The organism is Hyphobacterium sp. (assembly GCF_965229905.1).
In the GTDB taxonomy this organism is placed as follows: domain Bacteria; phylum Pseudomonadota; class Alphaproteobacteria; order Caulobacterales; family Maricaulaceae; genus Hyphobacterium.
The window spans coordinates 1,751,666-1,777,372 of record NZ_OZ245930.1; the positions used below are offsets into that span (position 1 = coordinate 1,751,666).

The window sequence follows — 25,707 nt, forward strand, 5'->3', positions numbered from 1 at the left end:
ATCAGGCGGCCTCGCGTGCTTCGCCAGCCAGACGCTGCAGACCGTCAAGGCGTAGAGTGATCTCGACATACTCGAGATGGACGACGACCTTTTCGACGAGGAGATTGACCAGGCGGGCCTGTTCCTCCGGAAACAAATTCTCCCAGATTGGCGTCAGTTCATGGATTAGATCTGCGAGTTCATCTTCGCTGACTGAAAGCCCAATCACTTTCGACGCACGGCATGCGCTGAAAAGGATCTCCGGTTCGTGTAGGAGCCCCTTGATGCGCTCGATCACAAGGCTTTCGATCTCGGTCGCGCTGATGCGCCCGATCGGACAGGCGCCGGCACCGTTCGCCAGGACGGTTTGGCTTACGTAATAACGGTACCGCCTCTTCCCCTTGTTCGTATGGCTGGGAGACATCGGCGCGCCATCGGGTCCGAAGAGGATCCCCTTCAGCAGGGCCGGGGTTTGCGCGCGAGTCCGCGCAGCCCTTTGCCGATTGTCGGTCTTCAGGATGGCCTGAATTTTCGCCCAGGTGATCTCGTCGATGATGGCCTTGTGGCGCCCGTCATAGACCTCACCCTTGTGGCGAATCTTCCCGATATAGATAGGGTTGGAGAACATCTTGTAGAGCCGGCTTTTCGCGAAGTCAGGCATCGATGACGATGCCCGTGTCTCTTCTGATAAGCGTTGGACCGAACCGAGTTCTATAAAACGCTTGAAGAGGTGCTGCACAATCCGGGCTTCCGCCGGCTTTTGCACCAGCTGCTTGTCGCGGCTGATGTATCCAAAGGGCAAAGGTCCGCCCATCCACATGCCGCGCCGTTTTGAGGCGTCGATCTTGTCGCGGATGCGCTCGGCGGTGTTCTCGCGTTCGAACTGGGCAAAAGACATCAGCACGTTGAGCAAGAGCTTGCCCATCGCATCGCTGGTGTTGATTGACTGCGTTACGGCAACGAAGCTGACATCATGTGCTCGGAAGAGTTCGATCAGATACGCAAAGTCCATGATCGAACGGCTGAGACGGTCGATCTTGTAGACGACGATGATGTCGACTTCGTCGCGCTCGACGAGCTTGATCAGACGCTGGATAGCGGGGCGATCGAGCGTGCCGGCGGAACAACCCGGATCCCGGAACTCCTCGTCGATCGCGACCCAACCTTCGTGGCGCTGACTGGCAATAAAGTTGCGGCAGGCTTCAGCTTGCGCATCGAGGCTGTTGAACTCCTGATCAAGCCCCTCTTCCCGGGATTTGCGCGTGTAGACCGCGCAGCGTTTCGGGCCGGTCGATTGCGATGCGAAATTCATCGCCGCCCCCGGGAGTCCGAAAGCCCGAAAAAGCTCCAGCCATTCCAGCGCGCGCCGGTGATCGCATAAGCGATCGCCGACAGTGATTTGTAGTGCTTGGTGTTGAACTCATAGCCGTCGCGACGGACCGTCACGTGATATTCGACGCCCTTCCATTCGCGGACCAGGCGGGTGCCGGCAATGGGTTTGTTATCTGCTCGCTTGCGCCGCTTGGCGTAGTCGCCTCCATCCATCTCCTCCGCCAAGGCCAAGAGACGTTTCCGCGATCGGGGCCTTAGGCCGCCGTGCTCCAACTCCTGAAGTCGATAGGCGAGACGCGCCTCAAGCGAGCGCCGGTTGAAGACAGGCGGCGGGACTTCAAACAGGCTCTGCCAGCGATCCTTCAACTCCGCGAAGGAGAGGTCGCCAAGTTTCGTGATCGGGGTTCGAGATGTCGTTTCCATGGGTCATTCACCGTGAACACGACCGCTCGACGTCGCTGGAATGTCCAGTCGAATTGTCACGCGTCTGTGGGTGTAATGCCCTGGCGGCCCCGACCGCCAGGAGCTGGCCAATCTCGCCGATCCGTTCGGCGGCCGAGAGCTGATCGACGGCAAGCGGATTGGTCCCGGTCAAAGGTGACGTCAACTTGTCAACGTCAACGTCAACCATTTTGGAATCCTGTGTGTCTGGCGAATTTAAGCGCTTCGCCGCCCCGTATACTGAATTACGCGGGGAAGGACCCGTGGATAGCTTATTTTTGGATTGGGTCATTGCGAGTGCATTGCCTCCCGAAGGACGGAAAGCGGAACCGGAACTATCAATTTGCTCTCATCTCGCTCCCGGTAGCGCTGCAGACCGATTGCAGACTTCATCCTGTCCTTGTCGAAGCCCAAGGTCTTGCAGGCAGAAAACAAGGTTCGGGACTTCCCGATATAGTCCAAATACCAGACCAAAAAAAAGCCATGATAACCAGCTTTTGGGCATTCCTTCGGGTCATGGAACAGGCGGAATCCAGGTTCGCCGCCACTTGCAAGAAGATCGGCCATTTCACGATAGCCTTTTTCTCGAAGCACCTCCGCGAAGGCCATTTCGGCATCGATACCATGCTCACGGTTTAGCCTTTCGAGCTCTCGCAAAGCCGCCTCGTGACCATGGTGTTTATTAGTATTTCTAGATTCATTAGGGGGCGCAGCGGTCTCGGTTTCGTGCCTGTCTGACCCTCCCCCGGTTCCTTCGCCGTCATTTTCATCCGGCGAGGGATCAGAATGGCCCCCGTGTTTTGCCGGCCACCTAGCCTCCAGACGGTCCAGCCTGCTCCACTGGATATAATACTTGCTGCTGGTTCCGCTCGTGGTGGCAACTCGGAGCAATCCAACGCTTTTCAGGTGGTTGATCGATCTTTTAACCGTGCTGACGGAGTAGCCGCTCTCGAAAGCGATGCGGCGGATTCCAGGATATGCGTATCCTTTTCTTGCATCGACACGCATGGCGATTGTCAGCAACACACATTTGTAGGGAGATCTGATCGACCTCGCATCGCGGATATCAAAGAATGACCGGCGTTTCTCTACTGGCATGACACCTCCTCATTGCCTGTCTCGGGCGATTGTTGAGGACGTCATGGCAAGCTGCGCAGATTTCGATCGACGCCGATTGCCTGACGTAACGATCAACTCAAATGAAGCAGGGCAGAGACAGGCGCAAACGCCAAATCCAACCATTGAAGGCGGAAATTTCAGCGATTGATTTTGTCGGACACCGGTTGACGCTCAAGATTTAGATCTATGATCCAACGACATAGGCCAGTGGTCTTGTCCATACTCAGCGAGAATCTGGGCGTCAGCGTCATATCCTCTAGGTCTCGCGAAATCCGGAAGCTCTTGGTTCCATCGCTGGCTGATCTGTTGGCCGAGCTCGAAACAGATTGCCAGATTCCGGCAATCTCCCTCGGAGAGTTCGGAGGCTATTTGGTAGGAAATTGTGGCTTCCAATCGACTGGATCTGATATCCTCGAGCCTTGCACGGATCGCTTTCAGGGCTGTTGAGAGGCGTTTCTCAGCCGTCGTGACTGCGAGACTCTTTTCACCCCAAACGCTCCTGATCATTTCGATCAAGAAGGTGCGCCCATAATTCCACCCGCTCGGCATGAACGTATCGAAGTCTATGCCTTCGCGGTGGTTTTCATAGAGCCAGTACAACAGCGCTTGCTCAACGTGATGGTCTTTCCAGAATTCCTTATGGTGCCCTTCTGGCAGGTTTGCGCTGACCGTATTCTCGGCAGCTACGATCGAGGCGCGGATTGCCGATAGCGAACCATCGAGCGTGTTTTGCCGCGCTGTTCTGGGCCCGGTATTGCCACCGTAATGGGGTAGATAAACGTGATCTTCGAAGCTTGGAATGTCGTCCGCAATGTGAGCGGACGCTTGCCAGGCAAGAAAATGCCTGCACGCTTCCTGCCAGATTGTCGGTGCAAAGAGGTTCACGCCACGCGGCGCCTTGCTGCCAACAGCCTCCGCCAAACTGGATACAAAGTCGTCGAAATCATCGATGGCTTTCTTGTACTTCTTCCGAAGGTCTTTCAGGCCGCCGTCGCCGAATGTCAGATCGTACCTAGCCCTGTATTCAGAACATTCATCGACAAATTCGTTCCAGAACGGCTCGAACTTAAAACTTGTTTGTTTCTCAAATTTTTGTGCGATCTCACGGAGCGACTCGTTTGGTTCGATCTGCCGGCGAATTTTGGCTTTACGAATGTGAACAGCGCTCTCGCCGGATTCGAGTACGGCGTTGATATCTGGGTGATCCGCGTACTTGAAGGTGACGCGCGTCTGTTGGTTAAGGAATTTGCGGGCCAAACGACGCATTTCGAGAGAGTGTGGTGGATGATGCATGGGCGAACGAGTCTAGAGGCCATGGAAAGCGATCACTATTCTTGGATCTATGCCGCCAAACGGAGCCTGCCAACCGTTTGTTTCCGGTCGAACCGGCGCTCTAAACAAAAACCCCTGCTGTTGTTTCAACTTATCTACGCCTAACCATCTGCCACGACGTGCTGACGTGGCGCTTTCCACTGTTTTCAAAACGCCTCAAGGTCTAGTTAAGCGAACGGTTCACCCACCTCTATCTTAAGGCATATGGATTGGTTTATTCGAAAAAAGACCAGTCCACGGTCGCTGTAATAAGGTGCGATTCTTCTGACGGTTTATGGCCTGACTGGCCATTGCAAATAGGATAACATCCATAGCGATTGAGGAAATCGCTCAAAAAGAAACTCTCGATATCGAATAGATTTTCATTTCCGTAGTTGCTCAGAACTTCGGCAGAGTAGAAAGAGAATTTCACTCTTTGTGCCATTGCGTAATTGCTAATCCCCATGTTGCCAGATTGACCAGACAAATGGCCGCCAAGCCGTTTGAATATGCTATTTTGCTTCGAGTCGCTCATGCCGATGTAAATGAGCTTCGAACTCCCGAGGGGATACGCGATCTCGCTTTCTGTTAAGAAGATGAAGTAAATGCCGACCACACCTCGAACGAACTTGATTTCCTGTTCGCTTAGGTTGTATGAGTGTGTGAATAGGATTTTCATTTATCCATTCTAATCAATAGGATGGCCTATGGCTCTTAATCACATCAAAACCGTTTCCGAGGTCATATCCGAGTTTTTGGAGACCCAGGCGGCAGATGGAATACTGGACGCGGACACCGTTGCGGCTGTCAACACTCTTCGAAAGCACGACGATCTTAGCAAGATCAAATTGCTGCGTAAGTTGGAGGAGATTCGCAAGGAATTGCTGAAGGCTCAGGTTGCGAATTTCGAGGGCGAGGGTGATGACAAAAGTTCGCAAGATTAATGTCTCGCGATTCCGCGGGGCACGTTTCGATCTTTCCCTAGACTTTTCAAAGAAGCCTAAGAGCGTTGCCATATTTGGTGATAACGCTTCAGGAAAAAGCACAATTACAGACGCTCTTGAGTGGTTCATTTATGATCGCGTGAATCACCTGTGGCGGGAGGATTGCAAACTTGATGCGCTACGCAACGTACTGGCCGACGGGAAGCCCAGTTGCGTCGAGTTGGAGTTTGCTGGCAAAGATTTGCACGGAGTCAAGGAGCTCTCAGAGGCGCTAAAAACCTCCGCAAATTACGCCAAAGACGATGCAGAAAAACTCGTCAGCGCCTTAAAGGACGACAGAATCATCCTGAGGCACGCCGATATAGTGAATTTTCTAGATGAGACGAAGAGCGTTAAACGCAAAACAATCGCTGAAATTATCGGTTATGGCGAAATAACAAAATTCAGGGACGCTCTTCTTCAAGCAAGAAATTCGCTTGATAAAGAGCCGGAATACACCTCTGCAAAGCAGCATATTCAGCGTCTTCAATCCGCTATGATTGCTGAAGTAGGGCAGGTTGTTCCTAACAGAAAAGAATTCCGCGTCGTGGCCTCAAATATCATGGAGCCATTTGACCTTGCGGTAGAGGTGACAGATGAACAATCTTTTGCCGAAGCTCTGGACGAACTACGGGGTCAGGGCAGCAGTGAAGATAATATACGTTTGGCCGAGAGGCTCGCGCATCTTGAGAAAGCTTGCAGCGATCTTGTCCGCGACATCGACCAACTTTCGCAGGATGCCGCAGCATTCATCGTGAAATATAATGCTCTCGTTAAGGAAGGTGAGAGCGTCAACAAGCTTCGGCTTAGTGATTTTCTGACACGCGGCAAAGCTGTCTTGGACGACAAGGTTTTTACAGACCCGCAGTGTCCATTTTGCTTGGAGCCCTTCGAGCTTGCGCAACTCCAGGCAGAGGTTGGCAAGCGCCTTGAAGCGCTTAAGGCTCTACAAGAGCAGCTCGATGAAGCGGGCACGCTCAAGGATGTGCTTGCCGAGACCGTCACTAATGCGGGTATCAAGACGAAAACCATCCAAGAGACGTATTCTGATCTGGAAAACTTTTCATCGCTGATAGCGGCTGCCAAGTCTGCGCGTCCCAAGCTGCGTGACTATCTGAAAGATCTGAAGTCTGCATTTGATGGTAAGAAGCACTTCGAGGGGCCTGGCGGATTCGATGCCGATTTGAAGACATTACGCACCGAAACTGAAAAGGCCGCAAAAAAAGCAAATGAAGCTGCGCAGAAGCTGAAGCTTACAGAATTAGAGAAGAAAGTGGCGGCCGCGCTGACAAGGCTCACAGCCGTGAGCGATCAGGTAAACGAACTTGAAAGATATCAGAGCATCGGGAAGGCTTACGAAGTCCAAATAATCACGCTCTCTTCGATGCTGGACGCTTTCATCAAAGTTCAAAACGCGGCCCTGCAAGCAGTCCTCGATACTATCAGCGACGATGTGGGAAAATTCTACAAAGCGCTGCATCCGAAGGAGAGCGTGGATAACGTTCGCCTGACAATGGTCGGCGATGAAGGTGTAGAGTTTCAATACACATTTCACGGCAAGCCAACCCAGCCACCGCGCAAATTCTTGAGCGAAAGTCACCTGAACAGCCTCGGCGTGGTGCTGTTTCTCGCAAACGCTCGCATTTTCAACACGCACGCCAATTTCCTTGTGCTGGATGATATCGTCACAAGCTTCGATATTTCGCATCGACGTAGACTTCTGCGCCTTTTGCGCGATGAGTTCTCAAACTGGCAAATCATAATCCTCACACATGAGAATATCTGGTTCGACATCATCAAGAAGGAGATGGCGGAACAAGGTTGGGTCTTTCACGAGATTAGGTCTGACGACGCTAACGGCATTTTGCTCGAAAACAGTCCCTCGACCCTCAAACAAATCATCGAAGAGAAGAAGGGCAAAGAAGACGTTACAAATGATTTGCGTAAATTGCTGGAACTTGTCCTTAAAGGTATCTGTCAGGCTCTTGAGGTTAAAGTCGCCTTCCGTTTCAACGACATTAACGAAAAGCGAATGTCAGATGAGCTGATCAATGCGTTAAGATCAACTCTTAAAGCCAAATCGCCCGATCTACTGGACACGAAAATTTTCTCTGAGCTGGCAGGCTCGACTCTCATCGCCAACCTGGTCTCTCACGACAATGCCGATAGCATCGTCGGCGAGGACATCGATGTGATGCTCGAAGATATCGAGAAACTGGTCGCCTTGTTTGTCTGCGAACATTGTGACCGCCATATTCGCGCCGCAGTCAGTGTGCCCGGTGAGAAAGCAATTTCGTGTAGGTGTGGGAAAACTAAAATTCCTTGGAAAACCTAGGTGCGGGAGTTTCCTGAAACCAAATTCATTTGCTCGTTGCGGTCTATCCCATGATACGATTCGTGTAATTCTTACCTAGCGTGTACTCGCCAATTTTCGGTTAGTTGTCGCGGAACACGTGACGATCGACATGATCGATCGCCTCTCTAAGTATCTTTCGTGTACCTGCGGCAATGCGTTTCAGCCCAAGTTCGACCGCCATCGTCTCGACCGGATCACCGCCCTTTGCGAGCGCTTTCACAGCGAGACCGAGCAATTCTGAATGCGGAATGTCGCGCCAACTGCGCTCATGGCCTCCGGGGGCGAGACCACGAAAGGCGGTTATGTCGGTGGGCTCTGCACCCTCTGGCCAAAACACGGTTTGGCCATTTTGTTCTTTGGAATGCGTCCGCGCGCTCTTCACTGAATCCCAGAGCTGGGACTTGATCTGGCTCCCTGTGCGCTGGAAGCCATGCCGGCGCGCGACGATCTCGCTCAAGTGCTTGAAAGTGATTGGGCCGGCTTCGTCGATGATTGCGGCGGCGAAGCGGCGCAGCGTCATCTGATAACCCGGCTCGTAGAAGCGCGCCGGGTCGGTGGGAATGTCTGCGGACGCCGTCTCTGCCGGCGGCAGGTTCATGAGCGCGGGCTGATCGAGCTCCGTCGAGGAGGCGACGCGCGCCGGTTCGGGCTCATCGTACTCGACCTCGTTGGCGGCGGGGGGCTTTCCGTTCGTATCGGCCGCGGATGCGTACGTGCTGTCAGGCTCGGACTTTGTGGTGTCCGCCGGCGGCGTCTGCGGCACGGAGACGCCGACAACCATTGCGTCCTCCTCGGTTGCGGGCCTCTCTTTTGAGACTTCTCCGGCATCTTCAGCCTGCGCAGCGCGTTCGGCGTCCAAGATCGCTTCAAGGCGTTCGCAGACGGTCTCCAGCGTGCCGTTCGGATCAATGAAAAAATCCGTCGACCAGATGCGCACGAGCGTCCAGCCGAGATTCTCTAGAATGGCCTGGCGCACCCGGTCGCGGTCCCGCGCGGTGGGCGAGCTGTGATAGGTCGCGCCGTCGCATTCGATCCCGGCGAGGAAAACGCCCGGCCGGTCGGGATGGACGACGCCCAGATCAACGCGGAATTTCGATACGCCAATCTGCGTGCGCACGTCCCAGCCGCGCGCGCGCAGGCGCTCCGCGACGCGGCGTTCAAAATCGGAATCATAATCGTCGAGCCCGCCGATGGAAACGACTGCTTCGCCAAGCGCGGCGGGCCCGCGTTCGGCGAATTCAAGATAATGGCGCAGATCGCGCAGCGCCCGTGCAGACGTGCGGGTGAGGTCGATCATCTCGGGGCTGAAGCTTGCGAAAATCACGACTTCGGTGGTCGCGCGCGTGATCGCTACGTTGAGCCGACGCTCACCGCCTTCCCGGTTCAGCGGCCCGAAATTCATCGACATGGTCTTGGCGCCGGGCGTATCCGGCCCGTAGCCGATGGTAAGCAGGATGACGTCGCGGGCGTCGCCCTGAACCGTCTCTAGGTTTTTCACGAAGATCCGTTCATCGGCCGTGTCGCCGAAATACTCCTCCAGCGCGGGATCGGAGCGGCGTTCGTCGTCCAGAAGGTTCTCGATCAGGCGCTGCTGCTCGGAATTCATGGCGACGACGCCGATGGAAAGCTTTGCGAGCTCCGGGTCGTGCAGGCGGCGCACGATCTCAGCCACTACCGCCTTGGCCTCCTCTGGGTTCGTGCGGGTCTTACCTTTCATGTAAAGCCCATCGACTTGGCGAAAGCTGACTGCCGACTGGCGGGTCTCGCAGGAAGGGTAGGTGACGAGTTCACCCCCGTAATAGCGGTGGTTCGAAAACGCGATAAGGCTTTCGTGGCGGCTGCGATAATGGCCGGTGAGGCGGTGGTGCTTGACGCTAGCAGCCAGCACCTCGTCGAGAATGCTTTCAAGATCCTCGCTAACGCCGTCCGTGCCGTCTGACTCGCCGTCGCCGCTATTGGCCGATTTGTTGAAGAAGTTCGTGGGTGGCATCTGCTTGGGATCACCCACGACGATGGCATTGCGTCCGCGCGCGATGGCACCGATGGCATCCGGCACGGTGATCTGAGAGGCTTCGTCGAAGACCACTAGATCGAACATCTGATCGCCGGCGGAGAGAAATTGCGAGACTGAAAGCGGGCTCATCATCAGACACGGCGTCAGCTGGCTAACTGCATCACCCATTTGCGCGATCAGCTCGCGCACCGCGATGCGCGGGCGCTTAAGCTGCATTTGGTGACGCAGCACGCCGTAGCCGGATTGGCGCTTTACGTCGTCTGGAGAAGGGATGTCGCCGCTGAGCCTGGCGCGGATATAGCCCGCCGCCATGTCGGACAGTTCCTGATCGAGCTTTCTGAAACGCTCGATCTTGCGTTCGTGATCGGGCGCCGAGAAACGCTTTAGCGGTTCGCGCGCGTCGACAAAGCGCTCGGCGAGCCAGAAATAGTAGGCGGTGCGTAGCGCCTCACGTGCGTCCGGGGATGCGATCACGCCGGTTTCAATTGCTTCGACCAACTCGCTGATGTGGTGCTCGCGTGCCTCGCGCTTGGCGCGGTTCAACAGCGCCCAGCGCTGTAGTTTGGGCTGCAGGTCGATGATGGCGTGGCATTGCTCGGCGAGACCGGCGAGCGGCGTGTCTCCGGCTATTGCGCCGGACTTCGCCCGGGCAGCGAAAGCGTCGCGCGCCTCGACGAACCGGTCTTCGGCGTCGATCATCATCTCGCCGCAACGTCGCAGGGGCGCGTCGTCAGCGAGCAGCTCGCGTCCCTCCACCAGGCGCAACCGCAGAGCCTTGCGCACCGCGGCGAGGTCTTCTGCACTGTCGCTGAGGGCGAGCATTGCGGCGTTCAGCTTGCGCCCGGATTCAAGCCTTGCGCGGGCGGCTTCGGCGTCTTGATCCAGTCCTTTCCAGTCGAGACTGGCGGGAAGCTCGGATTCGGCCTTGTCGAGCTCTTCAAGGTTCGCTTGCATCGCCTGAAGCACGGGCAGGTCACGGTCGAGATCTGGACGCTTGGCGAGGCCGGCCTGCTTGGCTGCGGCGCCCTTAAGCAGGAAAGCCTGCACAGCACCAATGACCGGGAGGCTCGCCTTCGCCTTCGACCACTTGGCCGACCATTCGGCCACCGGGGCGTTGCGCGCGGCGTCATCGGAATAGTCAGTACTGAGCTCGTTCTTATTCAGACGATAGGCCTTCAGCTCCTCTATTCCGCGCTCGACCGCGGCGAAGTGGCTGCGGGCCTCTGGCGTGAGGGCAAATCCCAGATCGTAATCGTATGCAGCTCGTAGTATGCGTGCCAGATCGGCGAGTGCCGAGGCGCGCACCGGTGCGGCGTTCCCGGCGGGCAGGTCGAACTTGTCCTCAAAATCGCGCAGCGCGGTTTCAAATGCACTCGCGCACTCGGCCAGACGCCCGGCGTCGGTGGCGATCTCGCCCTGCCAGGCGAGCGACCAATCGTCGGCCCCGACAAGCGAAAGCGCATCTTGATCGGCGGGCGACACCGCTTCAAACGCGCTCGCCAAGCGATCAGCAAGATCGAGCAGGTCGGTCCAAGCCTCTTTCGAGCGCACCGGATCCTCGTCCAGCCCGCCCGGCCAGCCGAGGCGCACCCGATGAACATCGCTCCAGGCCACTGCGCGTGCGATGGCGGCGCGCGGCGTGACGCCCGCTGCGCCCGGTGTATGGAGCGCTTTGACCAGAGCGTTGAGATCATCGCGGAGCGTCTTGACCTGCCGGGCCTGCTCGGACCATTCGCCTGCGGTGTGCAGGGTGCGGTTGGTCCAGGCCTTGCCGAGCTGATCGATCACCTCACGCTTGTTCGCCTTATTGGAATGAAGCTCCAGGCAGAAATCGCTAAGGCCAGCGTCCTTCAGGCGCTCGTAGACGACCTCCAGTGCAGCCATCTTTTCCGACACGAAAAGAACACGGCGCCCGAGCGCCAGATTATGGGCGATTATGTTGGCGATGGTCTGCGACTTGCCGGTGCCTGGCGGGCCCTCCAGCGCGAAGTCGCCGCCTTCGGCCGAGGCGTGTACCGCGGCAATCTGCGAGCTGTCGGCAGGCAAGGGCATGAACAGCTCGCCCGGATCAATCTCCTCGTCCAGCTGGTGGGACTGCAGAACGCTTGCCGACGCCGTATAGGGCTCGCGAGGACGCTCAACGAGATGCTCCACGAGCGCGCTCTGCTTAAGCTGATCGGTGCGCTCGCCCAAATCCTTCCACATCAGATATTTCGCGAAGGAAAAGGTGGAGAGCACTACCTCTTCGGTGACTTCAAAGCCGGCCATTTCGCGCACCGCCCGCCGCATGGCGTTCCAGATGCGCGGCACGTCGACGCCGCTTTCATCGATGGGAAGATCGCCTTCCAGCTCCGGAATACGCAAATCGAACTCTTGGCGTAGGAGCTCCAGGAGCGTCATGTTGAAGACCGGATCATCTTCGTGGGTGCGCAGCTTCACGCCGGAGGCGACGCTGCGCCGTTCAAGCTTTACAGGTTTGAGAAGCAGGGGCGCGCGATAGCTTCGGGTTTCGTCGGGCGATTGTTTCCAGCGCAGAAATCCCAGCGCGAGATAGAGCGTATTCGCGCCGCCTTCCTGAATGTCGCTCCGGGCCTTGCGGTAGAGTTGGACAAGGCCGGCTTCGAGATCCTTAGCGTTGAGATCGGCGACGATCTCGTTGCGTTCCAGAGCGTCCTCGGCGAACTTCGCACGTAGATCGTCCCCGGTGCGCGCAACGTGTAACGCCTCGTCCCGGCCTTCGCCGAGGGTCATGCGCGGAATGATCTTGATGGTCTCTTCGTCCGCAAGCTTGTCTTCAAGACGCCCCGGATCGGGGCATTCAATGCGGATCGCGGTTCGCGACGGTTTGAGGTTTAAGAGTCGGTTGCGTTTGGTAAGATCGAGAAGGCTGCGCTTCCACTGATCGAGGCGCGATTGCGGGGTGTCCGGCGGCGGCGCGTCGTCGACGCCGAGATCGAAGCCGGGAAGCTCCGGCGCTGGGTCGAGCCCTTCGATGATATCCGAAAGCGCGCCGGGGACTGCGATCTTTTCAGCGGTCAGCGAAGAAAGCGGCGTGATCTGCTGGGCGCGGGCGCGCTTGATGTCGAGAGCGTAGACAAAATCCTCTTCGACAGCTTCTGCAACGCGGCGCTTGCCAGCGTCGATCGCCTGCTTAAAGCGCGCCGGCGGCTCTTGCGTGACAAGGGTGGTTTCAAACAGGACCAGCTCGTCGAGATCCATGCGCCGGCGCAAGTCCGCGGCCTCGTCGGTGGTCACCGCCTGCAGAGTTTGCGGCTGCAAAAACACGCCGCACAGCGCATGGCCTTCGGTGAAAGCCACTAGTCCGTTGAGCCCCGCCTGCTCCAGCGCGGCGGCGAATAGGACCGTGGTATCGAGGCAGGTCGCAAGGCCGCTCTCCCAGACATGGCTCGGCGTGCGCACTTTCTGGCCTTGGCGCTCGAAGCTCGCCGGCGGCTCGCAATAGGTCAGCCGCTTGGCGGCCACCGCCGACCAGATCGCCGAGGCAATCTCGTAGACACGAGAGCGTTTTCGCGATTGATAGCCGTCGATCGCGGGATTCTTCCCGGCCCGGCGCAGCACGTCGCTCGCCTGCTTGACTACCACTTCGATCGCCGGATCGTTCGGTGCCACGAATGCGGCGAGGAGCTCCGGCATAGTGTTGGCGCCGCCCCATTCATTGCGGGCGAGGGCTTCGAGAGGAAAGCGCTTCTCGTCAATCAGCGTACCGCCGTGGGTTAGCCGCAGCACCGCCTCGTTGCGCTGCCGCTCGGTCAGTGCGGAAAGTGTCGCGCCGGGCAAAGGGACGTGGCGGTCCTTAATGCGAAGATCGCTGTCTGCGCGCAGCCTGTCGATTGTCCAGCGCCGCGGCGCAACGAGCTCCGGCTCGGTCGTTAGTTCAAGAACAAGATCTTCGAGGGTTTCTTCCGTTGGGTTCGCGATCACTAGGTCCGCGATGAGCGGCACGTCGTTTTGTTGCGTGGCAAAGGTCACCTTCGGCGCGATGGAGGCTTGGATCTTGATTTTTTTTGGCGCTTGCTCGTCGGCGCCAGTTTGATTTTCAGGATCCATAATAAGCTGCCAGATGTGCCGATAATGCACCAGATGCTATCTATAGATGTTGGATTTTACAATTCCGCATGGACGAGCGCTCGGGCTTATTTTGCCGATCCGTCACGATTGTAGTGCTGCGCCTTCATTCCGCCTTGCGTGAAACTACCACTCAAAGAAGCGCATAATGTTCAATATGAGGATACTCCGTGTCGCGCTTTTCGGCCGCTAGATCTGCCGAGCGTAGGCGAGGTCGTCGTGCTCGAAAGCCGTCGTCATGCGAGCGATCTCAGATGCTGGTGCTTGCCGGCAATTTGCGAACTCTCGCCACTGGCTGACCACGGCTGCGCACTCTCGAATGATCTGATTGCCGTCATCGAGACGAAGAAAGAATTCGGCGACCTGCTGAAGAAGTTGAAGAGACGCGGTGGATTCATCGTAATCAATACGCGTTTTCAGGATGCGTGCGCCGTCCGGCACAGGGTTCAGATCGTAGCAAGGACTTAGCTGCCAGCCTTGGCGACCGGTCCAGAGAAATCCGTGATTGCGCAAATGGTCATCGGTATTGCTGATGAGTATTGTGAAGGCGATCCGACGAAAAAGTTCGATACGATCCCTCTCCGGATAGGCTCCTCGGCTTGTGATGATATCAACGATCTCTAAATAGCTGCCATCGCGGTCGCCATCTTCATGTTCCGTCATTGCCATGGCGCTGATAAACGGAATGCGTTGATCGCCGTTCCGATCGAACCGTTTCGTGACGAATATTGGACCGTGGGCGGAAGGCAGCAGCTCGTGCTCAACCGTCGTGATGCCACATGCTTGCGCCATGTCGAGCGCAATCGCTTCCCATCGCGATATAGAATACTGATCCGTTTCCTTCGGGAATTTCGCGATTGAAAGGCGTCCATGCTGATCAAAGACAGATGCCTTCGGGCGGGCACCGCCCAGGGACGAGCCGGGCGCGAAAATCAGTAACAGATCCTCGTCGGTCTCCTCGCCGTTCAGAATGCGCTGTGACGCTTGGAGCAGATCGCCAAGCGCTACCGTTGTCGGGACGCCCCGTGTTTGCGGAGATAGGAATTCCTCCTGCCCTTGCAGCTTGAACCGTAATGCCCCTAACCGGGTGAAATCAGAGACGCCGAGCAAATAATCCGTTTCGTGCAAGGTTCGAACAGGTCGCCTCTCGCGTTCGGCAGACCTCCGCTCTGCTCGCCGCATGAGCTCTCGGCCCCACGTGTCAGGAGCGCTATCGCCTAGGGTCCCGAACATTTCCCTATTTGCAGGGGGAGTTATTACGCCGGCGACCATCGGAATAGTTGGGTCGAACTGAAATGCCTCCGGTGCTTTGAGCCACAGTTCGTCGTGCTCATAGGTGACCCGCTCTCGGCGGGCTCCTGCGTGACGACGCAATGTTCCCACGCGACGCTGTTGGCCAAACGCGTCCAGATAGACTTCAATATCAGTCACGTTGACGGACTCTCTTTGGAAGTTGTTCAGTGGCAAGGCGTTCTCCGAGTTCATCGTTGAACTCGCCGATGCCATTGAGAATGCCCAGTGCCTGCATGACCAACAGGTAGGCACCTATCCGAACATTCGGATCACCTTTTTCGATCCGGTACAGTGTGCTTCGAGTAGATCCCGCGCGCTTGGCAACGAGCTCCATGGACAATTTACGCAAGATGCGCGCTTTTTTTAAACCGGCGCCCAGTGTCCGGAGCTCCCGTTTGACAGCCGGGGTTACATTCAACGTTGGGGCAACCATTTGTATCATCCATAACTCAATAAGCTTCTTTATGTATCACGTATTATACACTTAAGAAAGTTGATAAAGAGTGCGCTTCGCTGTGGCCTGGGACGGCTCAAAGCTCCGAACGCCAGATCTAGGCTGGTTATATCAAGCGGCCCGCTACCGGTTCCGCCGCGAAGAGTTTGTGATGAGAAAGCCGTCTAGCTACTCCAAGGCGCTGATGTCTTGAAGAAAGCTGCGTGCGCAAATGCCACTGGTATCAGAATTGCCGACAGTTGGCGCATAATATCGAGTATAAGATATGGTTTCGGGGAATGGGATCGGTGCAATAGGCCGGTGCAAATCGGTCTCAGCGGTCTTATGATTTGCTGGCGGCATGAGGGATAATATACTCTAGCCCGTAATCCGTACTCATGCTTACGGTTCGAGAGCGATAGGGCTGAACTCCTACAAATGGCACGGCTGACTTCAAATCTGGCAATTGGCTTGCCCACGCGTTTTTTTACGTGGGTGGTGATTGCCTTGATGGCCCTTCCAATTGTCGGCACTGAGGCATCGGCAAATCAGAACCCGCGCGATGCAACATCGGTCGAGATGCCGATGGAATGCGATCATGACGCGGCTGTGCAAATGACTTGGTCGCATTCGAGCGAGGCGTCGAAGCAAGAACAACCGCCCTGTTGTTCAGATTGCGAAATGCCTGATTGCGCCACAGGTGCGAGCACGCCTGTTTTGACCATTCTTGTGCCTGCTGCGGAGGAGTTACCCTTACCGACTCTCCAAGGTCACGCATTGGCCAGAAACCGTTCTCTGTTTTCCGCAGAGTCCAGCGCCCCGCGAAAACCTCCACGCGTTTGATGGATCGCCCGCCAAGGGCATCCATTCCTGATAACGCCTGGAGAAAACTATGCTTGTGCAAATTCTGGCTCTCGCAGCCTCTTTCGCGGTCGTCGCCGATAACGAGCTGCGCCCGCTCAGCCTACCCGAAGCCGTGCTGATCGCTCAGGCCGCCAACGAGCCATCATCATCTGTTTTCGATGCTCGCGCCGACGCGCTCGTACAACAGGGGGCCGCTGCGGACACGCTACCGGACCCTGTGTTCTCCGCTGGCATTGCCAATGTGCCGCTCACGGACCTTGATCCGAACCGCGAACCAATGACGCAAGCGCGAATTGGTGTGCGCCAGATGTTTCCGCGCGGTGACACACGGCGTCTAATTCGCGAGCAGAGAACGGCGGAGGCCAGAGCCATGCAGGCCAGCCGCAACATGGCCGATCGGCAGATTACGCTGTCCGTTCGTGAGGCGTGGCTTGAGATATTCTATCTGGACCAATCCGCCGATCTGACACGTGAACGCCTCGCCGTTGTACAAGACTTGGCAGAAGTGGCGTTGTCGGCCTATTCGACGGGCCGCAATAACAGCCATGACGTGACAAGGGTTGATCTCGAAGAGAGCATTCTCGAAGCGCGCCTGATTGATATCGAACGTAGCCGGGATCAGGCGGTGGCCGATCTGTCGCGCTTTGTCACTCTGCCTGCTGCGCGCCGGCCTCTACCGGATGTTCTGCCCGTGCTCCCGCCGGTTCCCGAGCGAGAAGCAGCGCTGGAACGTCTCGCCGGCCATCCCATGATCCAGTCTCACAATGCGCGCATAGATGCACGTGAGCTGGGCATTGATCTGGCGCTTCAAGAATATCGCCCGGCTTGGGGCGTCGAAGCCGGATACGGGCTTCGCGGGAGCCGGTCGGATATCGCCAGCATCGGTGTCAGCGTTCAAATGCCGCTCTTCAGTCGCGACCGTCAGGATGAGACGGTCGCTTCTGCACGTAATCTTCGCCGCGCCGCCGAGCTGGAGCGTGCCGCAACTCTGCTCGATATGGCGCAGCGCCTAGAACGTGAGCTGGCTCAACTAAACCGTTTGGGCGAAAGCGCGCGCTTGTATGAGGAAACAGTACTTCCCCGGGCCCGAGAAACTGCCGAATCCGTTCTCCTCGCCTATCAGAATGAAAGTGCGGATTTCGCCGAACTCGTTCGGTCAGAACTCGCGCATCTCGATGCCGAACTCGCTCTATTGCGCATTGAAGTCGACATGTTGTTGGCACAGTCGCGAATTCTCTACCTCACCGGAGATATCCAATGAAACGGACTTGGATGATATTTGGAGCCCCGCTGTTTTTGCTGGGTTTGCTGACCGGCATCGGCGCCACGCTGATATTACCCACTGAAGGCGGGGAAACCAGTTCATCGACTGGATCTGCCGCCAGTGATGAGCCGCGCATCCTTTATTGGGTTGCGCCGATGGATCCGAACTTTCGCCGTGACGAGCCAGGCCTTTCACCCATGGGGATGGAGCTCATTCCGGTCTATGAAGGCGAGGCAGCGTCTGGCAGCTTTGTCGAAATCAATCCTGCCGTCATCAACAATATCGGCGTGCGTACGGCTCGGGTCCACCGACAAGCCTTTTCGCAAACCGTCAACGCGGTCGGTTATGTCCGGCTTGTTGATGATCTGACGTCAGTTGTCGATGTCCGTTCAGAGGGTTGGATCGAAAATCTCCCGGTCGCCGCGATCGGAGATCAGGTCGAGGCCGGTGAACTACTTTTCTCAATCTACGCGCCAGATATCGCGACCGCGCAAAGCGAATATCTGCAAGCTGTTCGAACGGGACGGCAGGTTCTCATTGACGCCTCTGCATCACGCCTGTTGGCGCTCGGGATGACAAGCGGACAAATCCAGGCATTGGCACGCCGAGGCAGGCCGGCGGCCCAAACCAGCATACTTTCGCCACGTTCGGGGATTGTCACCGAGTTAGCTGTCAGGGAAGGCGCGTTTGTGCGCCCCGGCAATCATATCATGACCATCGCTGATCTGAGCGAGGTCTGGGTGATCGTTGACGTGTTTGAGGACCGCATCGCCCAGATTGAACGTGGCCAAACCGTCCGGATCACAACCGGTGCGCAGCGCGGGCGCGAGTGGATTGGCGAAGTCGAATACGTCTATCCAACAGTCGACCCGCAAAGCCGAACAGTACCGGTAAGAATTCGCCTCGAAAACGATGATTTGAGCTTGCGGCCCGACACTTATGTGAATGCTGTGATTGAAGCGGAGCCGCGGACGGGCGTCCTGATGGTTCCGCGCGAAGCGGTGATACGAACCGGACAATCCGAACGCGTCATCATCCATGACGGAGAAGGACGGTTTCAACCAGCCCGGATCGTCACCGGTGCCGAATCCAATGGCATGGTGGAGATCCTGTCCGGGATTGGCGAAGGCGAGCTAGTCGTCGTTTCCAGTCAATTCCTAATCGACTCGGAAGCCAGCCTGCAGGGCGTAATGTTGCGCATGTCGCCGCCGGGTGAGATCGCTGGATCAGGCCACCAGACTGACCCGTCAGCACGCAATGAGCAGGTGGGTGGCGTTGGTGTCGTCGATTCCCTGATGGCCGGCCACGGTATGATTGACATCACGCATGAGCCGATTGAGGCGCTCGACTGGCCAGCCATGAGCATGTCCTTCCTGGCGCTCGAGGGTGTGTCCCTGGATGCAATAGCGATCGGTGACCGCGTGATGTTCACGTTGCAGCAGGACAACGGCAATTGGCGGATCAGCGCAATTGAGACGCTTGAGGATGACGCGATGGATCATAGCGGGCACCAGATGCCGGCCGATGAGGCAGAAGACGCTAATCCACATGCTGGTCACGGAGATCACCAATGATTGCCGCCATCATTCGCTGGTCGATCAGCAATCCGCTCATCGTTATTCTTATGGCGATCTTCCTGACGGCGGGAGGCATTTGGTCCCTCTCACGTACACCGTTGGATGCGATCCCCGACCTCTCGGATGTTCAGGTCATTATCAAGACGACCTATCCAGGCCAAACGCCGCAAGTTGTCGAAGATCAGGTCACTTATCCGCTGACAACAGCTATGCTGGCCGTGCCGGGGGCTGTGACAGTCCGTGGCTATTCCTTTTTCAACGACAGCTATGTCTATGTGATTTTTGAAGACGGAACCGACCTCTATTGGGCCAGGTCGCGGGTTCTGGAATATCTTAGTCAAGTTGCGCCCACTCTTCCTGACGGCGCTGCACCGGCGCTGGGGCCGGACGCGACGGGCGTGGGTTGGATTTACCAGTATGCTTTGGTTGACCGGACCGGGCAGCATGACCTCTCGCAATTGCGCAGCATTCAGGATTGGTTTCTACGCTACGAATTGCAGACCATTGAGGGCGTTTCAGAGGTCGCCACAATTGGCGGCATGGTCCGACAGTATCAGGTCATAGCTGATCCCGACCGTTTGCGCGCCTACGGCATCCCACTGTCGCATGTACGGATGGCAATTCAGCGCGGCAATCAGGAAACCGGCGGCCGCGTCATCGAAATGGCGGAAGCCGAATATATGGTCCGGGCATCGGGCTATATTCAGGGCGAGGACGATTTGCGCGCCATCCCCGTCGGACTTAGCGACAATGGCACACCCGTCTTGTTGTCTGATATCGCCGAAATACAAATTGGCCCGGAACTCAGGCGCGGTGTCGGCGAGCTCAATGGCGAAGGTGAAGCCGTCGGCGGTGTCGTGATCATGCGCTATGGCGAGAACGCCATGGCGACGATCGAGCGTGTTGAGGAACGTCTGCACGAGTTGCAGGCCTCCCTGCCAGACGGGGTCGAAGTTGTCGTGACCTACAATCGGGCGGGATTAATCGAGCGAGCTATTGATTCCCTGAAAGAGAAGCTCACAGAAGAGTTTTTAATCGTCATCATTGTCTGCGCGATCTTCCTTTTTCACTTTCGCTCGTCATTGGTCGTTCTGTTCAGCTTGCCTGTCGGGATCCTGACAGCCTTCATCGTCATGTACATGCAGGGCATCAACGCGAACATCATGTCGCTGGGCGGAATCGCTATTGCCATTGGAGCGATGGTAGATGCGGCCATTGTGATGATTGAAAACCTTCACAAGCACATTGAGCGCGAGCCACTGACGCCGGAGAACCGCTGGCGAATTGTCGGCGAAGCGGCAGGCGAAGTGGGGCCGGCGCTTTTCTTTTCGCTTTTGATCATCACTGTCAGCTTCGTGCCGATATTCGCGCTCGAAGCTCAGGAAGGGCGGCTTTTTCATCCTCTGGCCTTCACCAAGACCTATGCGATGGCGGCGGCGGCCGGATTATCGATCACGCTTGTACCGGTTCTCATGGGTTGGTTCGTACGCGGCAAGATCACTCCAGAGCACAAGAACCCGATCAATCGCGGGCTGATTGCCGGATACAGGCCTTTCATCAATGGCGTACTCAAACACCCTTGGCTGATGATCGCCGTCGCAGCGATTGCTCTGGCCAGTGCGGTCATTCCCTATTCTCGGATGGGTAGTGAATTCATGCCGGATCTTGATGAGGGTGATCTTCTTTACATGCCGAGTGCCTATCCAGGTGTTTCAGCGAGCGAGGCCGCAGAGATTCTGCAGCAAACCAACCAGCTGATCATGACGGTCCCCGAGGTCCTGACCGCCCACGGCAAGGCCGGCCGCGCCGAGACGGCAACGGACCCAGCCCCCTTGACGATGATCGAAACGACCATCCAGCTTCGACCGCGCGAGGAGTGGCGTCCGGGTGTCACGATGGATGACATTCGGGCAGAGTTGGACGCACTAATTGATGTGCCCAGCCTGACCGATGTCTGGATCATGCCGATCCGCAACCGCATCGACATGCTGGCGACCGGGATCAAAACGCCCGTCGGCATCAAGGTGTCGGGTCCCGATCTCGATGTCATTGCCGAAATCGGCCAGCAGATCGAAGATGTAATCGGCGATGTTCCGGGTACGGCATCGGTCTATGCCGAGCGCGTGACAGGCGGTCGTTTTATCAATATCGATGTGAACCGCGCAGAGGCAGCCCGTTTCGGGTTGAATATTGCGGATGTGCACGATTTCGTCCGCACCGCGATTGGTGGAATGACGATTACCGAAAGCGTGGAAGGCTTGGAACGCTATCCGGTCAATCTGCGCTATCCGCGCGATTACCGCGGATCACCGGATGAGTTGCGGGCTTTACCGCTGATCACGCCCACCGGCGCCGAAATTCCGCTCGGCCGTGTCGCAGACATATCCATCTCCGACGGGCCGGGTGTGATCAGAAGCGAGAATGCGCGCCTGAACGGGTGGATATATATCGACATATCCGGCGTGGACATCGGAACCTATGTCGCTGACGCCCAGCGGGCGGTGATCGAGCAAATCGACCTGCCGCCGGGCTATTCGATCAATTGGTCAGGCCAGTACGAGTTCATGCAACGCGCGCAGGCCAGACTTTCTCTGGTTGTACCGGTAACGCTTGCCATTATTGTTCTTCTGCTTTTTCTGAACTTCAAACGTATCGTTCCGGTGATTTTGATCCTGGGTACGCTTCCGCTATCGCTGGTCGGTGGTTTGTGGTTGCTCGATCTGCTTGGCTACAACATGTCGGTGGCGGTTGGCGTGGGCTTCATTGCGCTCGCTGGAGTCGCGGTCGAAATCGGCGTGATCATGATCGTTTATCTCGAACAGGCCCTGAACAAGCGGCGAGAAATCGCTATTGGCGAGGACCGCGATGTCACCCTGGATGATTTGCGAGAGGCGGTTGTTGAGGGAGCTCTGATGAGGGTTCGCCCGATCATGATGACGGTTGCCGTTATAATCGCCGGTCTTTTGCCGATCATGTTGGGGTCAGGCACCGGCTCTGAAGTCATGCGCCGTATCGCAGCCCCGATGGTGGGTGGAATGACCAGTGCGACCGTCCTGACCCTGCTTGTCATTCCGGCAGCTTTTCTGATCTGGCAAAAAATTGTGCTCACACGGACCAAGCGGATCGACCAAGCAGATCCGGATGCCGAAAGGTCGGTCGAATGAATATGAAACAAGCCTCGGGACGTACTGGTTTGCCCGCGAAGACAATCCGCTACTATGAGGATATCGGCTTACTCTCGCCTGCAAGAGGCGAGAATGGCTACCGCAGCTTTTCTGACTCCGATCTGCACAAGTTGACATTCTTGGCGCGATCCCGGTCGCTGGGGTTTTCTCTCGACGACTGTCGGCAACTCCTTTCGCTCTATGACGATGATGAACGTAGCAGCGCCGATGTTCGCGAACTCGCTGTACGGCACATCGCGGATGTTGATCGTAAGCTCGGAGAATTGAAGGATATCCGCCGCGTTCTCTCAAAACTTGTGAGTGCCTGTGATGGTGATCACCGACCCGATTGCCCGATCATGGACAGCCTTTCGGGTCATGAGAAAGCCACCTGAATCACCCGTTGGATTGAGAATTGGCACGCTCTTGAAACATCTCCTTGACCTTCCAGCAGCTGGAAGGTGCAGGGTCGCGATAACAAAGCCGAAACCGTCAGATTCTCGGCGTTGAATCGAGGAGCGCAGATCATGGCACGCGAACACAAACACAAACACGAATGCTGCGGCGGTGAAGGCCTGCCCGACAGTGCTGGACACAAGACGCCAAAGGCCGAGGATCATTCGGGGTGCGCGACAGACATTGAGTCGCCCGTGGCGGCAAAGAACGAAAAATACGATACCGTTCCGGCCGGCCATCAAGGCGTTGTCTATACTTGCCCGATGCATCCGGAGGTCCGCCAGACCCACCCCGGTTCATGTCCGCTGTGTGGTATGGGGCTGGAGCTGGAATCAGCCACCATGGTTGAAGATGGCCCCAATCCGGAACTGGTCGATTTCACGCGGCGCTTCTGGATCGGTACGATCCTCACCATACCGCTTCTTGTGTTGACCATGGGGCCGCTGATTGGCTTTCCTGGTGTTCGCGAGATTCTTGGCGAGCGCGCCACACTCTGGATCGAGCTGATTTTGGGCACTCCCGTCGTCCTCTGGTGTGGTTGGCCGTTTCTTGAGCGCGGCTGGAACTCATTTCGTACGTTGAATCTCAACATGTTTTCGCTCATCGCGATGGGCGTCTCTGCAGCATGGATATTCAGCGTTGTGGCTGTATTGGTGCCGGGCATTTTTCCGGACGGTTTCCGCAGTGCGGACGGTCATGTCGGCGTCTATTTTGAGGCCGCCGCGGTCATCGTTGTCCTGGTTTTGCTGGGCCAGGTGATGGAATTGCGGGCTCGCGAGGGCACCGGCAAAGCCATTCGGGCTTTGATGGATCTGTCCGCCAAGACGGCAGTCGTCATTCGCCCGGATGGTTCAGAAGCTGAAATCCCGCTTGAAGATGTTCAGCTGGGCGACCATCTGCGAGTCCGCCCCGGTGACAAAGTGCCCGTGGACGGCAGGGTCGTTGAAGGGCGCTCATCAATTGACGAGAGCATGATATCCGGCGAGCCGTTGCCAGTCGAGAAAACCACTGGAGACACAGTGACCGGAGCTACAATTAACGGCACCGGAAGCTTGGTCGTGGAGGCCACGCGCATTGGTGCCGACACAATGTTGTCCCAGATAGTGGAAATGGTGGCCAACGCTCAACGGTCGCGCGCCCCCATTCAGAAATATGCCGATAGGGTGGCAGGTGTGTTTGTTCCTGCGGTCATCGGTGTCGCCATCATCTCCTTTATATCATGGGCAATATGGGGTCCTGCGCCGGCGCTCTCTTATGCGTTGATATCAGCCGTCGCGGTTTTGATCATTGCGTGTCCCTGTGCGCTGGGGTTGGCGACGCCGATGTCAATCATGACGGCGACGGGGCGCGGTGCTCAGGCCGGCGTATTGATCAAGAACGCTGAAGCGCTCGAACGGTTCGAGAAAATCGACACGCTGATTGTCGACAAGACGGGCACGTTGACAGAAGGCAAACCAAGACTTGTCGCGGTGCTTCCCGAAGCCGGGCATGACGAGGTGGAAGTCCTTCAATTGGCGGCATCCCTGGAGCGTGGGTCGGAACACCCCCTCGCTGAAGCCATTGTACGAGGTGCAGACGCGCGCGGGATTGTTATATCGAAAGCTGAAGACTTTGACGCGATCACCGGCAAGGGCGTGAAAGGCATTGTTGATGGTCGTGAAGTCGCGCTGGGCAATGCGCGCTTGATGGCGGATATGGGGCTGGAAAGCCAACGCTTGGCCGAGAAGGCCAATGCCCGCCGAGACGAGGGCGAGACGGTCATGTTTGTCGTCGTGGATGGGTTGATCGCTGGTCTTGTCAGTGTTGCTGACCCGATCAAGGAGACCACGCTTGATGCGCTGGACGCCCTGCATCAGCTCGGTTTTCGGATCATTATGGCGACGGGCGACAACGAGCGCACCGCGAAGGCCATTGGAGCCAGGCTCGGCATAGACGAAATCCGCGCTGACGTGCTTCCCGCCGACAAAGCGGAGATCATTCGTGACCTTCAAACCAATGGCCGAAAGGTGGCCATGGCTGGGGACGGCGTGAACGATGCGCCCGCACTGGCCCAGGCCGATGTCGGTATTGCGATGGGAACCGGCGCGGATGTTGCCATTGAAAGTGCGGCAATCACGCTTGTTGGAGGCAATCTCGATGGCATTGTCCGGGCCCGACGACTGGCCCGCGCAACGATGGGTAACATCCGCCAGAATTTGTTCTTTGCCCTAATTTACAATACGGCAGGCGTGCCCGTCGCGGCGGGACTGCTATTCCCCTTCTTCGGCATTCTGATCAGCCCAATGTTTGCGGCCTTCGCCATGAGTGCGTCTTCGATCTCGGTCGTTGTGAACTCGCTACGGCTGCGAGGAGCGCGTCTGTGACGGACAGCAAAAGCCCATACACGCCGCCATTGAGACATAATTGGCTGACGCCAGCCTATGATACGGCAATTCGGGTTCTGACGCGGGAAAGCGCGTGGCGTACGGCGTTAATCCAACAGATCAACCCGTTGCCAGATGACAGGATTCTCGATGTTGGTTGCGGGACCGGGACACTTGCCATCGCGTTGAATAGACTGGCGCCAGAAGCGGATATCATTGGGATTGATCCCGACGCTGCCGCGCTGGAACGTGCTCACGCCAAGGTCGACTCAGGCATCCGGTCTTTGCGCTTCCTGGAGGGTTTTTTATCCGAGGCTGCGCTACCTTTGAACTGGAAGCCGACCAAGATCATCTCCAGCCTTGTGCTTCACCAGACTTCAAAGACTACGAAACGCCAAATTCTTCACGCGATGCACGACCTGCTCGATGAGAAAGGCGAAATCCATATTGCCGATTATGGATTTCAGAAGGGCCTGGTCATGCGAGCGTTGTTTCGCTTGACGGTTCAGATGCTCGACGGCGTCGCGGATACCCAACCCAATGCCGACGGCATATTGCCCGAACTTATGCGTGAGGCCGGGCTGACGGTCGACGAAACACGAACATTGGTAACACCAACCGGTTCTATTTCGCTCTACCGAGCCACGCCGCGCGGACTACTTGCGCCATAGA

The 25,707-nt window shown here is 56.9% G+C and carries 17 protein-coding genes; 8 read left to right on the forward strand and 9 right to left on the reverse strand.

The features are described from left to right. Window position 1: 1 nt before the first annotated feature. The 6 genes from ACO08C_RS08910 to ACO08C_RS08935 form a co-directional block, all read right to left on the reverse strand. Window positions 2-1,291, reverse strand: coding sequence for a recombinase family protein (locus ACO08C_RS08910; RefSeq protein ID WP_421784998.1), 1,290 nt, complete (start codon window positions 1,289-1,291; stop codon window positions 2-4). Then, window positions 1,288-1,734, reverse strand: a complete 447-nt coding sequence (locus tag ACO08C_RS08915; protein WP_421784999.1) for a DUF2924 domain-containing protein — start codon at window positions 1,732-1,734, stop codon at window positions 1,288-1,290. The genes ACO08C_RS08910 and ACO08C_RS08915 overlap by 4 nt, the downstream gene beginning before the upstream one ends. Before the next feature lie 7 nt (window positions 1,735-1,741). Then, complete coding sequence (locus ACO08C_RS08920; RefSeq protein WP_421785001.1) at window positions 1,742-1,942, reverse strand: hypothetical protein; 201 nt, start codon at window positions 1,940-1,942, stop codon at window positions 1,742-1,744. A 98-nt stretch (window positions 1,943-2,040) separates the two neighbouring features. Further along, on the reverse strand, window positions 2,041-2,850 hold the full coding sequence (locus ACO08C_RS08925; protein ID WP_421785003.1) for a helix-turn-helix domain-containing protein: 810 nt from the start codon (window positions 2,848-2,850) through the stop codon (window positions 2,041-2,043). 192 nt (window positions 2,851-3,042) lie between these two features. Further along, the gene (locus ACO08C_RS08930; protein WP_421785004.1) at window positions 3,043-4,128 is read right to left on the reverse strand and encodes a hypothetical protein; all 1,086 of its coding nucleotides are present in this window, start codon (window positions 4,126-4,128) and stop codon (window positions 3,043-3,045) included. Between the two features lie 289 nt (window positions 4,129-4,417). Beyond that, entirely contained in the window at window positions 4,418-4,861 is a 444-nt protein-coding gene (locus ACO08C_RS08935) for a GIY-YIG nuclease family protein (protein WP_421785006.1), read from the reverse strand. 28 nt (window positions 4,862-4,889) lie between these two features. Between ACO08C_RS08935 and ACO08C_RS08940 the strand changes: the two genes are divergently transcribed. Continuing rightward, window positions 4,890-5,126: a hypothetical protein gene (locus tag ACO08C_RS08940; RefSeq protein WP_421785008.1), complete on the forward strand. Its 237-nt coding sequence runs from the start codon at window positions 4,890-4,892 to the stop codon at window positions 5,124-5,126. Beyond that, the gene (locus ACO08C_RS08945) at window positions 5,104-7,500 is read left to right on the forward strand and encodes an AAA family ATPase (RefSeq protein ID WP_421785010.1); all 2,397 of its coding nucleotides are present in this window, start codon (window positions 5,104-5,106) and stop codon (window positions 7,498-7,500) included. Before ACO08C_RS08940 ends, ACO08C_RS08945 begins: the two co-directional genes overlap by 23 nt. 100 nt (window positions 7,501-7,600) lie before the next feature. Here ACO08C_RS08945 and ACO08C_RS08950 read toward each other — a convergent pair whose 3' ends face one another. The 3 genes from ACO08C_RS08950 to ACO08C_RS08960 form a co-directional block, all read right to left on the reverse strand. Next, complete coding sequence (locus tag ACO08C_RS08950) at window positions 7,601-13,603, reverse strand: DUF3320 domain-containing protein (protein ID WP_421785012.1); 6,003 nt, start codon at window positions 13,601-13,603, stop codon at window positions 7,601-7,603. Between the two features lie 207 nt (window positions 13,604-13,810). Then, a complete protein-coding gene (locus tag ACO08C_RS08955; RefSeq protein ID WP_109261395.1) occupies window positions 13,811-15,052 on the reverse strand; it encodes a type II toxin-antitoxin system HipA family toxin in 1,242 nt (413 codons plus the stop codon). Beyond that, the gene (locus ACO08C_RS08960) at window positions 15,045-15,356 is read right to left on the reverse strand and encodes a helix-turn-helix domain-containing protein (RefSeq protein WP_233347781.1); all 312 of its coding nucleotides are present in this window, start codon (window positions 15,354-15,356) and stop codon (window positions 15,045-15,047) included. Before ACO08C_RS08960 ends, ACO08C_RS08955 begins: the two co-directional genes overlap by 8 nt. An 883-nt stretch (window positions 15,357-16,239) precedes the next feature. Between ACO08C_RS08960 and ACO08C_RS08965 the strand changes: the two genes are divergently transcribed. From ACO08C_RS08965 to ACO08C_RS08990, 6 genes are all read left to right on the forward strand, one after another. Further along, window positions 16,240-17,472, forward strand: coding sequence for a TolC family protein (locus tag ACO08C_RS08965; protein WP_421785015.1), 1,233 nt, complete (start codon window positions 16,240-16,242; stop codon window positions 17,470-17,472). Then, window positions 17,469-19,049, forward strand: a complete 1,581-nt coding sequence (locus ACO08C_RS08970; protein ID WP_421785016.1) for an efflux RND transporter periplasmic adaptor subunit — start codon at window positions 17,469-17,471, stop codon at window positions 19,047-19,049. The genes ACO08C_RS08965 and ACO08C_RS08970 overlap by 4 nt, the downstream gene beginning before the upstream one ends. Continuing rightward, entirely contained in the window at window positions 19,046-22,216 is a 3,171-nt protein-coding gene (locus ACO08C_RS08975) for an efflux RND transporter permease subunit (protein WP_421785018.1), read from the forward strand. The genes ACO08C_RS08970 and ACO08C_RS08975 overlap by 4 nt, the downstream gene beginning before the upstream one ends. Then, window positions 22,213-22,611, forward strand: a complete 399-nt coding sequence (gene cueR / locus ACO08C_RS08980) for a Cu(I)-responsive transcriptional regulator (RefSeq protein ID WP_421785020.1) — start codon at window positions 22,213-22,215, stop codon at window positions 22,609-22,611. Before ACO08C_RS08975 ends, cueR begins: the two co-directional genes overlap by 4 nt. A gap of 132 nt (window positions 22,612-22,743) precedes the next feature. After that, a complete protein-coding gene (locus ACO08C_RS08985) occupies window positions 22,744-25,035 on the forward strand; it encodes a copper-transporting P-type ATPase (RefSeq protein WP_421785022.1) in 2,292 nt (763 codons plus the stop codon). Beyond that, a complete protein-coding gene (locus tag ACO08C_RS08990) occupies window positions 25,032-25,706 on the forward strand; it encodes a class I SAM-dependent methyltransferase (RefSeq protein ID WP_421785024.1) in 675 nt (224 codons plus the stop codon). Before ACO08C_RS08985 ends, ACO08C_RS08990 begins: the two co-directional genes overlap by 4 nt. Window position 25,707: the final 1 nt, after the last annotated feature.